This is a genomic window from Arthrobacter sp. TJ-254 (assembly GCF_058269175.1).
Genome location: NZ_JBZCNF010000001.1, coordinates 197,738 through 210,264 on the forward strand (window position 1 = coordinate 197,738; position 12,527 = coordinate 210,264).

Annotated in this window: 11 protein-coding genes; 9 read left to right on the forward strand and 2 right to left on the reverse strand. The window is 65.9% G+C overall.

Features of this window, described 5'->3' with window-relative positions; genetic code table 11:
* Window positions 1-147: 147 nt before the first annotated feature.
* From AC4D14_RS00905 to AC4D14_RS00925, 5 genes are read left to right on the forward strand one after another with little or no spacing between them, the layout of a single operon-like run.
* The gene (locus AC4D14_RS00905; protein WP_490899690.1) at window positions 148-1,437 is read left to right on the forward strand and encodes a nucleotide sugar dehydrogenase; all 1,290 of its coding nucleotides are present in this window, start codon (window positions 148-150) and stop codon (window positions 1,435-1,437) included.
* 32 nt (window positions 1,438-1,469) lie between these two features.
* On the forward strand, window positions 1,470-2,066 hold the full coding sequence (locus AC4D14_RS00910) for an acyltransferase (protein WP_490899691.1): 597 nt from the start codon (window positions 1,470-1,472) through the stop codon (window positions 2,064-2,066).
* Window positions 2,063-3,154: a DegT/DnrJ/EryC1/StrS family aminotransferase gene (locus AC4D14_RS00915; protein ID WP_490899692.1), complete on the forward strand. Its 1,092-nt coding sequence runs from the start codon at window positions 2,063-2,065 to the stop codon at window positions 3,152-3,154. Before AC4D14_RS00910 ends, AC4D14_RS00915 begins: the two co-directional genes overlap by 4 nt.
* A gap of 3 nt (window positions 3,155-3,157) precedes the next feature.
* Entirely contained in the window at window positions 3,158-4,150 is a 993-nt protein-coding gene (locus AC4D14_RS00920) for a Gfo/Idh/MocA family oxidoreductase (protein WP_490899693.1), read from the forward strand.
* Window positions 4,147-5,292 carry a glycosyltransferase family 4 protein gene (locus tag AC4D14_RS00925; RefSeq protein ID WP_490899695.1) on the forward strand — a complete coding sequence of 382 codons (1,146 nt, stop codon included), beginning with the start codon at window positions 4,147-4,149 and terminating at the stop codon, window positions 5,290-5,292. Before AC4D14_RS00920 ends, AC4D14_RS00925 begins: the two co-directional genes overlap by 4 nt.
* Here the strand turns inward: AC4D14_RS00925 and wecB are convergent.
* Together wecB and AC4D14_RS00935 are read right to left on the reverse strand one after the other, a co-directional pair.
* Window positions 5,267-6,325, reverse strand: a complete 1,059-nt coding sequence (gene wecB / locus AC4D14_RS00930; RefSeq protein ID WP_490899696.1) for a non-hydrolyzing UDP-N-acetylglucosamine 2-epimerase — start codon at window positions 6,323-6,325, stop codon at window positions 5,267-5,269. The genes AC4D14_RS00925 and wecB overlap by 26 nt on opposite strands.
* An 18-nt stretch (window positions 6,326-6,343) precedes the next feature.
* Window positions 6,344-7,510 carry a glycosyltransferase family protein gene (locus AC4D14_RS00935; RefSeq protein WP_490899697.1) on the reverse strand — a complete coding sequence of 389 codons (1,167 nt, stop codon included), beginning with the start codon at window positions 7,508-7,510 and terminating at the stop codon, window positions 6,344-6,346.
* Window positions 7,511-7,703: 193 nt separating this feature from the next.
* Here AC4D14_RS00935 and glf point away from each other — a divergent pair, with 193 nt between their 5' ends.
* The 4 genes from glf to AC4D14_RS00955 are packed head-to-tail and all read left to right on the forward strand — an operon-like array spanning window position 7,704 to window position 12,524.
* Complete coding sequence (gene glf / locus AC4D14_RS00940; RefSeq protein ID WP_490899698.1) at window positions 7,704-8,891, forward strand: UDP-galactopyranose mutase; 1,188 nt, start codon at window positions 7,704-7,706, stop codon at window positions 8,889-8,891.
* On the forward strand, window positions 8,888-10,909 hold the full coding sequence (locus tag AC4D14_RS00945) for a glycosyltransferase (protein ID WP_490899699.1): 2,022 nt from the start codon (window positions 8,888-8,890) through the stop codon (window positions 10,907-10,909). Before glf ends, AC4D14_RS00945 begins: the two co-directional genes overlap by 4 nt.
* On the forward strand, window positions 10,869-11,789 hold the full coding sequence (locus tag AC4D14_RS00950) for an ABC transporter permease (protein WP_490899701.1): 921 nt from the start codon (window positions 10,869-10,871) through the stop codon (window positions 11,787-11,789). The genes AC4D14_RS00945 and AC4D14_RS00950 overlap by 41 nt, the downstream gene beginning before the upstream one ends.
* Before the next feature lie 3 nt (window positions 11,790-11,792).
* Window positions 11,793-12,524 (forward strand): ABC transporter ATP-binding protein, encoded by a 732-nt coding sequence (locus AC4D14_RS00955; protein WP_490899702.1) that lies wholly within the window; start codon window positions 11,793-11,795, stop codon window positions 12,522-12,524.
* Window positions 12,525-12,527 lie beyond the last annotated feature (3 nt).

Genomic DNA, 12,527 nt, shown 5'->3' on the forward strand with positions numbered 1-12,527 from the left:
GTCGGACCGGGGTTGTGGACAACCCGGGAGTGCCTTTCCACACGCGGGCCGGCGTGAAAGCGGCAATTCTAAGGCCCTGCCTATAGGCTTGCTTCCGATGCCATCGAAGGCGTAGCCCTCAAAAATCGAGAAAAAGGTCACTCTGCTGTGAAGATTGCTGTTATCGCACTGGGAAAGATCGGTCTGCCTCTGGCGGTCCAGTTCGCATCAAAAGGCCACGACGTGGTCGGCGTTGACGTCAACGCCACCGTGGTCGATCTGATCAACAAGGGCGAAGAGCCCTTCCCGGGAGAAGCACACCTGCAGGAAAAGCTTTCGGAGCTCGTCCCCGCCGGCCGGCTTCGGGCAACCACCGACTACGCCGACGCGGTGCCCGGTGCGGACGCCGTCGTCCTCGTTGTTCCCCTGTTCGTCGATGCCGAGGCGAAGCCCGACTTCGGGTGGATGGACGGAGCAACCGCCGAGCTGGCCAAGCATCTCACTCCCGGCACGCTTGTCTCCTACGAGACGACCCTGCCCGTGGGCACCACCCGCAGCCGGTGGAAGCCGGCCCTCGAGGAAGGCTCGGGGCTCGTCGAAGGCCAGGACTTCCACCTCGTGTTCTCTCCCGAGCGTGTACTGACGGGCCGCGTCTTCGAGGACCTGCGCAAGTACCCCAAGCTCGTCGGCGGGCTTTCGGCCGAAGGCGCCAAGCGTGCCGTCGAATTCTACGAAGCCGTCCTCGACTTCGATGACCGCCCCGACCTCGAGCGGGGCAACGGCGTCTGGGACCTCGGCTCCGCCGAAGCCTCCGAACTGGCGAAGCTTGCCGAGACCACGTACCGCGACGTCAACATCGGCCTCGCCAACCAGTTCGCCCGTTACGCCTCGACCGTGGGCATCGACATTTACCAGGTCATCGAAGCGTCGAACTCCCAGCCCTACAGCCACATCCACCAGCCCGGTATCGCCGTCGGTGGTCACTGCATCCCGGTCTACCCGAGGCTCTACCTGTGGAACGACCCCGCGGCCACAGTCGTCCGGGCAGCGCGTGAAGCGAACGCCGGAATGCCCGACTACACCATCGGGCTGCTTGAGGGTGCCTACGGCTCGCTCGATGGAGCGAAGGTCGTCGTCCTCGGTGCCGCCTACCGCGGCGGCGTGAAGGAGACCGCCTTCTCGGGCGTCTTCGCCGCCGTCGACGCGCTGAAGGCCCGCGGAGCAAGCGCCCTGGTCCACGATCCGATGTACACGGACGAGGAACTGAACAAGCTTGGCTTCGACGTGTACCACCTGGGCGAGCAGGTCGACGCGGCAGTCGTGCAGGCGAACCACGCCGAATACGCGTCGCTGTCACCGGCGGACCTGCCGGGCATCAAGGCCTTCATCGACGGCCGCCGCGTGAGCAGCGCCGGTCAGTGGGACGGCGTTGTCTACCGGGTCATCGGCAAGGCCTAGGCCGGGGTCCTCTTGAGGAAGAAAGGTGTGTCGTGAGCTATATCGCGGAAAGCGCGGACGTTTCATCCGAAGCCGTCATTGGTGAGGGCTCCAAGGTCTGGCATTTGGCGCAGGTGCGCGAAAAGGCCCGGCTGGGGGAGAACTGCATCGTCGGCCGCGGAGCCTACGTGGGAACCGGGGTCAACGTGGGTGCGAACTCCAAGATCCAGAACTACGCCCTGGTCTACGAGCCGGCTGAGCTGGGTGAGGGAGTGTTCATCGGTCCCGCGGTCGTGCTCACCAACGACACCTACCCGCGCTCGATCTCCCCGGACGGGAGCCTGAAGAGCGCAAGCGACTGGGTGCCGGTCGGCGTCACCATCGAAAAAGGCGCATCGATCGGCGCACGCGCCGTCTGCGTCGCCCCGGTGACAATCGGGGCCTGGGCCACGGTCGCCGCGGGGGCGGTTGTCACGAAGGACGTGCCGCCCTACGCCCTGGTCGCCGGCGTACCCGCCAAGCGGCTTGGCTGGGTAGGCCCGGCCGGCCACCCGCTGCGCGCCGAGGACGGCGTGTGGGTCTGCCCCCAGACCGGAGACCGGTATGTGGAATCGAACGAAACACTTAAACCAGTAGAGGTAGAAGCATGAGCAAGGGATTCATTCCAGCAGCGAAACCGATCGTCGGAGACGAAGAGCGGAAGGCCGTTGACGCGGTGCTCCTGTCGGGCATGCTTGCCCAGGGTGCCGAAGTTGCGGCGTTCGAGAAGGAGTTCTCGGACGTTCTGCTCGACGGGCGCGCCGCCGTTGCGGTGAACTCCGGCACCGCCGGGCTCCACCTCGGGCTCCTTGCCGCCGGAATCGGTCCCGGCGACGAAGTGATCGTGCCTTCCTTCACCTTCGCCGCGACCGCGAACTCGGTTGCCCTCACCGGCGCCACGCCGGTGTTCGCCGACATCGAACTCGAGCACTACTGCCTGGACATCCGCCACGTGGAATCGCTCATCACCGAGAAGACCAAGGGGATCATGCCCGTGCACCTGTACGGGCACCCCGCCGACATCGCGGAGTACCGCACGCTTGCCGACAAGCACGGGATCGCCCTCTTCGAGGACGCAGCCCAGGCCCACGGAGCCTCGCTTGGCGGACGCCAGGTCGGCACGTTCGGCGACTTCGCCATGTTCTCGCTCTACCCGACCAAGAACATGACCTCGGGCGAGGGCGGCATGGTCTCAACGGGCAACGCGGAAATCGAACGCCGGCTCCGCCTCCTGCGCAATCAGGGCATGGAGCGCCAGTACGAGAACGAACTGGTCGGCTTCAACGCGCGCATGACTAACCTGCACGCCGCCATCGGCCGGGTCCAGCTCACGAAGGTCGGCGGGTGGACGGCCCAGCGCCAGTCCAACGCCGCGTTCCTCACCGAAAACATCAACGGCGTGGGAACCCCCGCGGTCGCCGACGGCGCTGTCCACGTCTACCACCAGTACACCGTGCGGGTCGAAGGGGACAGGGACGGCTTTGCCGCGGCCCTGAAGGACGAATACAACATCGGCTCGGGCGTCTACTACCCGATCCCGAACCACCGCCTGCCCTCGTTCAAGCGCACGGAGGACCTGCCCAACACCGAGATCGCCTCCCGCGAGGTGCTTTCGCTTCCGGTCCACCCTTCGCTCGACGCCGAGGACCTCGACCGCATCGTCACCGCGGTCAACGCCCTTGCCAAGGCAGGTGCCTGACCGATGGCCGATCTGAAGGTCGGACTCATCGGCCTAGGCATGATGGGGCGGCACCACGCCCGTGTCATCCGCGAAGTGGAGGGCCTCGAACTCGTCGCCGTCGCCGACGCCTACGGCGATCCGCACGGTGTCGCAGGGGATCTTCCGCTCTGCGCCTCCGTCGATGAACTCATCGCTCAGGGTATCGACATGGCGGTGTGCGCGGTACCGACCGGGCTCCACGAGAAGGTCGGCCTCGCCCTTGCCGCCGCCGGCGTCCACACCCTCGTCGAAAAGCCGATCGCCGACACAGTCCAAGCCGGCCAGCGCCTCGTCGACGCGTTCGAAGCGGCCGGACTGATCGGGGCCGTCGGACACATCGAACGGTTCAACCCCGCGCTTCAGTCGCTCCGTGCCCGCATCGCTGAGGGCGACCTGGGGGAGGTCTACCAGATCGCCACCCGCCGTCAGGGCCCCTTCCCGGCGCGCATCGCCGACGTCGGCGTCGTGAAGGACCTGGGAACCCACGACATCGACCTCACGTCGTGGCTTGCGCAGTCGCCCTTCACCTCCGTCTCCGCCCGCACCAGCACCCGCTCCGGCAGGCCCCACGAGGACATGGTCACCGCCTCGGGCCAGCTGGCCAACGGCGTAATCACCAGCCACCTCGTGAACTGGCTCTCCCCGATGAAGGAACGGCTCACCGTCGTCACCGGCGAAAAGGGTGCATTCGTCGCCGACACCCTCACCGCTGACCTCACGTTCTACGAGAACGGAACCTTCACCACGGAATGGGAAGCCGTCTCGAACTTCCGCGGGGTCTCCGAAGGCAACATCACCCGCCTCGCGCTGACGAAGCGCGAGCCGCTGCGTGTTGAACACGAGGCATTCCGCGACGCCGTGCTGGGGCTCTCGAACAACACTGTGACGATGCGCGAGGGGCTCAACACCCTCCGCGTGGCCGAGGCGATGATCGAGGCAGCCAACACGAATACGACGATCGGCCTGCCTGCGTGAGCTTGAAGGCTGTCATTGCAACACGGCTGTATCCGCCCGAGGTGGGCGCCGCGGCCTTCCGCCTCGAGGCCCTGTCGCGGGGCCTGAAGGAGACCGGGGCCGAGGTGTCGGTGCTCACCACGCGGCCGCCCGGGCCCGGAGGCCCGGCGGCTGACGGCGTGAAGCGCTGGCCGGTCCTGCGCGACGCCAGCGGCAACGTCCGCGGGTACATCCAGTACCTCAGCTTCGACCTGCCGCTGTTCTTCCGGCTCCTTGCCACCCGCGCCGACATCGTGGTCTCCGAGCCGCCCCCGACGACGGGCATGATGGTTGCCGCGTCCTCGCTGCTGCGCCGCCGCGGCTACGTCTACTACGCTGCCGACATCTGGACCGACGCGCTTGCCGCAACGAGCGCGCCCGCGCCGGTGGTGAAGCTGATGGGGCTCATCGAAGGGCTCGCCCTGCGCCGGGCGCGCAAGGTGATCGCCATTTCCGACGGGGTGGCGGAGCAGACCCGCCAGTTCGGCGTCGACCCCGGCAGCGTCGTCGTCGTCGGCAACGGCGTTAACACCGACGTATTCTCGGCCCAGGGGCCGACGGCGGACCCGGGATACCGGTACTTCGTCTACACCGGAACGATGTCGGAGTGGCAGGGCGCCGACGTCTTCATCGACGCGATGGCGGAGGTGCTGCAGCGCTTCCCGGACACCCGGCTCCACTTCTTCGGACAGGGCTCGGCGGAGGCCGCACTGCAGGCCAAGGCCCGGGAAACGGCTCCGGACCGCATTGTCTTCAGCGGAGTCGTGCCGCCGGAGGAGGCCGCCCGCTGGATCCGCGGTGCTGCAGCCTCGCTGGTAAGCATCGTGCCCGGCCAGGGCTACGACTTCGCCAAGCCGACGAAGATCTACGCCGCGGCAGCCTGCGGAACCCCGGTGGTTTATGCAGGGGTCGGTGACGGTGCCCGCATGGTCGACGACAACGATCTCGGCGCCGCTAGCGCCTACTCCGCCGCCGACGTCGCCAAGGCGATGCTTCGGTTCCTCGAGGAGCCGGACACGAAGCGGGCGGAGCGGTCGGCCTGGGTCGAGGCCAATGCGTCGCTGCGGCTCGCCGGCCGGCGTGCCGCAGCCGAAGTGGTCAGCGCTGCCCGAGAAGTGCGCTGACCACGGCCTTGGCCGCCTCCCCGGTACCGTAAGGCGCCGCGGAGGTGGCGCCGGGCATTGGACGCTGGACCACCGAGGCGAGCGAGCCGAGGTCGTCGGAGACGAGCACGTTCCAGCCAAGTTCCACCGTCTCCACCCATTCAGTCTCGGGCCGGATGGTGGTGCAGGGAACGCGCAGGAGGAACGCCTCCTTTTGGAGCCCTCCCGAATCGGTGACGACGCCGGCACTGTTCATCACTGCGTTGATCAGCTGCGGGTAGGCAAGCGGTGAGGCAACCCGGATCGCGCCTGACTCGAGGTCGAGCCCGTGCCGGGCGGCAAGGTCGACAAGGCGCGGGTGGGTCAGCAGCACAACCGGCTTGTCGAGCGAAGCCAGGGATGCGACGATCTGCTTCAGCCGGTCCGGGTCGTCGGTGTTGTCGGGGCGGTGGATGGTGCTGACGTAGTAGCCGCCGGCCTCGAGGCCCAGCGGAAGCGCCTCGCTCCGGGATTCAAGCAGCGATCGTGTGCCGAACAGGACGTCGGTCATCACATCACCGACGAGGACGCTCCGCTCGGCAAGCCCCTCGTTTGCCAGATGCCGCATCGCAACCTCGGTCGGCGCGAGCAAAAGGTCGGAGGCGTGGTCGGTGAGCACGCGGTTGTGTTCCTCCGGCATACGCCGGTTGAACGACCGCAGGCCGGCTTCGAGATGTGCGAGCGGGATATGCAGTTTGACGGCGGCCACGGCGGCGGCGAGCGTCGAGTTGGTGTCTCCGTAAACGAGCACCCAGTCGGGGCGCACTTCCTCGAAGATCTCCTCAAGACCGGCGAGCATTGCACCGGTCTGCTTGCCGTGCTTGCCGGAACCGACTCCGAGGTTGAAGTCGGGGGCGGGGATGCCGAGGTCCTTGAAGAACACATCGGACATCAGCTCGTCATAGTGCTGGCCGGTGTGCACGATCAGGTGATCGGCCCTGCCCCTCATCGCATCTGCGATCGGTGCGAGTTTCACGAACTGGGGGCGGGCGCCTACAACGCTCAAAGTACGCATTGATCCGACTTTACCGTCTCAGTGGCCGACCGTTGATTCGGGGGACTCCTGCCGCAGCAGCCGCCGAAGCACTCCGCGCTGTGCTTCTTCATCAACGTCGGAACTCAGCGCACGGGCCGCCGCGTGGGTGTGTGCCTTATAACGGGAAACATCTTCCCTGCTCATGCCCCGCAAAGCTTCGGCCAGCGCCTCGGCTGAGAAGTCCTTCGTAATGGCGCCGAGGTCGTGCTCTTCGATCAGCCGCGACGTCTCGGGGGAGGGGCTGAACACGATCGCCAGGCGCGCCTGGACGAAGTCGAAGAACTTGTTCGGCAGCATCAGGGCGTGGTTGCGGGTCTGCGGCGGGAGGCTGAAGATCCCCACGTCGTAGTGGTTGAGGACCCGCGGCAGCTCCTCGGGGGCGACGGGAGGGTGCACCGTGACCTTGTTCGGCCCCGAGGCGAGCGATTCAAGGATCCGCAGGTACTTGCCGCCGTCGCGGGCGGGCACGAGGTAGAGGTCGAGGCTGTAGCCCAGACCGAGGAGCCCAACCGCCTCGATCATTCCCTCAAGGTTGCGCCCGGGCACCGCCGCGCCGCTGTGCACCAGCCGGATGACATCCGGCACCTCTTCGCTGGGCTGAAGGTCAACAAAGGGCCGGGCGTTGCGCACCGTCACCGTCGCGCTGCCGAACTGCTCCTCATAGAGGCGGGCAATCGAGTCGTTGACCACAGTGACCGCGTGCGTGTGCGGCAGGTACTTGGCGCAGACGGCGGTCATGAAGGGCTTGATGAGCAGCCTCCACGAAAGGACATGGACCCGTTCCTCCGGAGCCCACTCGTGCATGTCGCCCCACACGGGCGCGCCGTCCGCGATGGCGTGCGCCAGCGGAAGTGCGCGTGCCTCGTTCGCGACGACGAGGTCGAAGGAGCGCCCGGCCGCAAGTCTCAACGCTTCCTTCACCGCAGGGGCCGCAAGCTCGACCCGCCCGTAGGCACGCAGGGCGAGGAGGGCGACGCCGGAGGGCGTCTGGGGCAGGGACGGCAGCGCCGCGTCCAGCTCAAGGTGCTCTGCCGCTGCGGCAGGTTTCGCTCCATAACCGAGCGTCGTCACCTCCCCGAACTCGGCGAGGATATCGAGCTGGCGCAGCACGCGTGCGTCCGCCTGAATGTCGGAGAAGGAGATGCAGAGGATTCTTGGGCGCATGTTCCAACTCTAGGGCGATTCGTGCCTGCCCCCGTCACGGTTTGGCCTGTGCGCGGCGCGGAAACACGGCACCGGCGGGCTGAACGGGGCGGGGCGCGGGGGCGGCGCGTGAGTGATCCCGTTCAATGGTCGGGTATTCTTGAGCCGCGGGCATGGGCTCTCCCTGCCGCGCCACCTCAATCCAGGAGACTTTGTGAACGCTGACCTCGTCGTCGTAGGATCAGGCTTTTTTGGCCTGACAATTGCGGAGCGGGCCGCCACGGAACTGGGCCTCAAGGTACTGGTCATCGACCGCCGCAGCCACATCGGCGGTAACGCCTACAGTGAGCGCGACGCCGAAACCGGCATCGAGGTCCACAAGTACGGAGCGCACCTCTTCCACACCTCGAACGAGCGCGTCTGGGAGTACGTCAACCGGTTCACCACCTTCACCAACTACGTGCACAAGGTCTACGGAGTCCACAACGGCGAGGTGTTCTCCCTCCCGATCAACCTTGCGACGATCAACCAGTTCTTCCGGGCAAACTTCACGCCCGATGAGGCCCGGGCCCTGATCCAGGAGCAGGCGGGAGAGCTGGCCGGGTCCGACCCCCAGAACCTCAACGACAAGGGGATCCAGCTCATCGGCCGTCCGCTGTACGAGGCGTTCATCAAGCACTACACCGGCAAGCAGTGGCAGACGGATCCGAAGGACCTTCCCGCAGGCATCATTTCGCGGCTCCCCGTGCGCTACAACTACGACAACCGGTACTTCAACGACAAGTACGAGGGCCTTCCCACCGACGGCTACACCGCCTGGATCGAGCGCATGGCCGACCACCCGAACATCACGGTGCAGCTCAACACCGACTTCTTCGACGAATCCCAGCCGCTCAACAAGAAGGCGATCGTCGGAACCGTCCCCGTGATCTACACCGGGCCCGTCGACCGGTACTTCGACTACACCGAGGGCGAGCTTTCCTGGCGCACCATCGACTTCGAGCAGGAGGTCCTCGACACCGGAGACTTCCAGGGCACCTCGGTGGTCAACTACAACGACGCCGACACCCCGTACACGCGGATCATCGAACCGCGCCACTTCCACCCCGAACGCGATTACCAGACGGAGAAGACGCTGATCATGCGCGAATTCTCGCGGTTCGCGGAATCGGGCGACGAGCCGTACTACCCCGTCAACACGGCGGATGACCGGCTGAAGATGCTCGCCTACAGGGACCTGGCCAAGGCCGAGGACTCTGTGCTGTTCGGCGGGCGCCTCGGAACGTACAAGTACCTCGACATGCACATGGCCATCGGTTCGGCCCTGACCATGTTCGACAACAAGATCAAGCCCCACTTCAGTGGCGGGGAGAAGCTTGAAAGCGGAGGAGTGGACGCATGAGTGCAACCGCGGCAACCGAAATGCCGGTAAACCAGGACGCCGAGGCCTCGGCGTGGCACACCATCCAGCGGGTGATCCTGCCGGCCCAGAGCCAGCTGGACACCGCGGCGCTCTACATCGACCGCGGCAGTGCCCTCGGCATGCAGCTCAACACGATGGGCGGCAGCGCCCAGTCCGCCACCGGGGCCAAGGCGCAGGGCGGCACGCGCGAAGTCCACGTCGAGGACTTCCTCTCCCGCCGGTCGACCCTGGTCCGTGCAGGAGAGCGCATCTCCTTCGGGACCTATTTCAACGCCTTCCCCGCCAGCTACTGGCGGCGCTGGACCAACCTGCGCGAGGTGAGCCTCAGCGTGCGCACCAGTGGCGGGGGCGCGGTCAGTGTCTACAAGTCGAACGCCCGCGGGTCGCTGCAGCACGTCGAGACCCAGCAGGTCGAAGGGGACGCAACAAGCACCTTCACCCTGTCCCTCAACCCCTTCGGGGACGGCGGCTGGTACTGGTTCGACCTCGTCGCCGGCTCCGATGCCCTGGTGCTCGAAGAAGCCGAATGGCAGGCCCCCGGCGAGGCGCCGACGGCCGGGTCGATCACCCTCGAAATCACAACCCTCAACAAGCCTGATTTCTGCCTGAACAACCTCTCAATCCTCGCCGACCACCCCGAGGCCCTGACGAACATCCGCGAGGTCCTCATTGTGGACCAGGGCACCAAGAAGGTCGCCAACGAGCCCGGCTTCGCCGAGGTCGCCGCCCGGATCGGCGGGAAGCTGCGCATCATCGACCAGGCGAACCTTGGCGGCTCCGGCGGGTTCGCCCGCGGGATGTACGAGGCCGTCGAGAACGGCAGCGACTACGCGCTGCTGCTTGACGACGACGTCGTCATGGAGCCCGAAAGCATCTCCCGGCTCCTGGGCTTCGCGGACCACTGCAAGACGCCGACCATTGTCGGCGGGCACATGTTCGACCTGTACAACCGCACCGTTCTCCACACCTTCGGCGAGATCGTGAACCCCTACCGGTTCCAGCCGGACCAGCCGGTCGCCGAGCAGGTACTGGGCCACGACTTCGTACGGTCGAACCTCCGCCACACGCCGTGGCTGCACCGCCGGATCGATGTCGACTACAACGGCTGGTGGATGTGCCTCATCCCCACGAAGATCATCCGGGAGATCGGGCTTTCCCTGCCGATCTTCATCAAGTGGGACGACGCCGAATACGGACTGCGGGCCAAAACCGCAGGCTACCCGACCGTTTCAATGCCGGGAGCGGCCGTCTGGCATGTCTCATGGGTGGACAAGGATGACATGGTGGGCTGGCAGGCCTACTTCCACACCCGCAACCGCATGATCGCCGCGCTCCTCCACAGCCCCTACGAGCACGGCGGCAGGGTGGTCAAGGAGTCAGGTTACTCGGACATCAAGCACCTGGTGTCGATGCAGTACTACACCGCGCGCGGCCGGGTCATGGCAATGCGCGACGTCCTCAAGGGCCCTGACCAGCTTCATTCGATCCTCGCGACGAAGCTGCCGGAGATCCGCGCCATGGCGGCGGAGCACTCCGACGCGCAGTTCAAGGAGGATCCGGACGCCTTCCCGGCCCCCAAGATGGACAAGCCCCCGCGGCACGGCCGCGGCTTCAAGGCGCCCTCCTACACGACCCTCGTGCCGTGGGCGCTGAAGACCATCGCGCGGCAGCTCAGCAAGCCCGTCGCACCGCTGAGCACACAGCGGCCGCAGGCGTTCATTCCCCACCAGGACAACAAGTGGTGGCGCATGTCGCAGTACGACAGCGCCGTCGTCTCGAACGCCGAGGGCACAGGGGCGTCCTGGTACCAGCGGAATCCGCGCGAACTGCGGAGCCTGCTGGCCGAGGCCGGCAAGCTCAACGCGGAAATCCTCAGGAAGTGGCCGCAGCTCAAGAACCAGTACCGGGCGGCCGCGGCGGACATCACCTCGTTTGAATCATGGAAGCGGACGTTCGATGCGCACTCTTCGGGTGAAGGCAAGCGGTTTGACCTCTGAAGCGCTGACCACTCCCGGCCTGGGCGGTGGTCTCCGAGACGTCGTCCGATCGCGTTACCTGCTGAAGCTCCTTGTATCGAAAGAACTCAAGGTCCGCTACCGCGGATCGGTCCTGGGGCTGCTCTGGTCGTACGTGAAGCCGGGAGTGCAGTTCTTTGTTTTCTGGTTCGCGCTGGGCATCTTCCTGGGGCTGAACAAGAACACCGAGAACTACCCGATCTACCTGTTCGCCGGCATCGTGCTTGTGAACTTCTTCAGTGAGGCACTGAGCAACGCATCGCGCTCAATCGTCATCAACGGCGGGCTGATCAAGAAGATCTACCTGCCCCGCGAGCTCTTCCCCGTCGCGTCGGTGTGGGTATCGGCTGTCCACTTCTTCCCGCAGCTGCTTGTGCTGCTCGCAGCCTGCCTCTTCACCGGGTGGCGCCCGGGAATCCCCGAGCTCATTGCGGGAGTGGTCGCCTTCGCGATCGTGGCGATGCTCGCCATCGGGCTCGGCCTGTTCTTCGGGTCGGTCAACGTCTACTTCCGCGATTCCGAGAACTTCGTCGACATGCTGCTGATGATCGCCACCTGGGCATCTCCCGTCCTGTACCCGTGGACGATGGTGCGCGACGGGCTGCGCGATGCCTTCGGCCCCGCCGCCGGCGAGGTGCTCCTGACGATCTACCTGTCCAATCCGCTCACGATCGCCGTCGAACTGTTCCACTACGCATTTTGGGCGCCCACCACCTCCTCCGCGACCGATCCGGCCAGCGTGGTTCCGCCCGACCTGATCTTCATGTGGACTCCCATTGCCCTGCTCACCGCGATCGTCGTGATCGTAGCTGGCCAATTCACCTTCAGGCGGCTTGAAGGCCGCTTCGCGCAGGAGCTCTAACCAGTGGCAACAGCTATCGAAGTCCGCAGCATTTCCAAGCAGTTCGTCCTGCGCCACACCCGCTCCATCAAAGAGGCGTTCGTGTGGATCATGAAGGGGCGCAAAGGCGACCTGTCGAAGAAGTTCCACGCACTGCACGACGTAACCCTCGACGTTGCGCAGGGGGAATCGGTCGCTCTGCTGGGGCTCAACGGCTCCGGGAAGTCGACCCTCCTGAAGCACATCTCCGGGGTCATGCTCCCCGACACCGGGACCGTACGGACGCGGGGAAGGGTTGCCGGACTCATCGAGGTGGGCGCCGGATTCCACCCCGATCTCAGCGGGCGGGACAACGTGTACCTCAACGGCGCCATCCTCGGCATGTCGGAGCAGCAGATCGAGGAGCGCTTCGACGAGATCCTCGAATTTTCGGAGATCGGCGAGTTCATCGACACCGAGGTGAAGTTCTACTCCTCGGGCATGTACCTGCGGCTTGCGTTCTCGGTCGCTGTCCACACCAACCCCGAGGTGTTCCTCGTCGACGAGATCCTTGCCGTTGGCGACGAACCGTTCCAGCGCAAATGCATCGCGAAGATCAAGGAACTGGCGGAGGCCGGAAAGACCCTTGTGGTCGTCAGCCACGACCTCGACCTCGTCGCGTCGATCTGCCGGCGCGGGGTGCTGCTCGAACACGGGCGGATCATCCTCGATGCCCCCGTGCATGAAGCGGTCGCCCGCCTGCGCGGCGAAGGCTAGGCA

Coding starts and splice junctions, on each gene's coding strand:
- AC4D14_RS00920 (WP_490899693.1), top strand. CDS start 3,158: ATGGCCGATCTGAAGGTCGGACTCATCGGCCTAGGCATGATGGGGCGG.
- AC4D14_RS00945 (WP_490899699.1), top strand. CDS start 8,888: ATGAGTGCAACCGCGGCAACCGAAATGCCGGTAAACCAGGACGCCGAG.
- AC4D14_RS00935 (WP_490899697.1), bottom strand. CDS start 7,510: ATGCGCCCAAGAATCCTCTGCATCTCCTTCTCCGACATTCAGGCGGAC.
- AC4D14_RS00915 (WP_490899692.1), top strand. CDS start 2,063: ATGAGCAAGGGATTCATTCCAGCAGCGAAACCGATCGTCGGAGACGAA.
- AC4D14_RS00950 (WP_490899701.1), top strand. CDS start 10,869: ATGCGCACTCTTCGGGTGAAGGCAAGCGGTTTGACCTCTGAAGCGCTG.
- wecB (WP_490899696.1), bottom strand. CDS start 6,325: ATGCGTACTTTGAGCGTTGTAGGCGCCCGCCCCCAGTTCGTGAAACTC.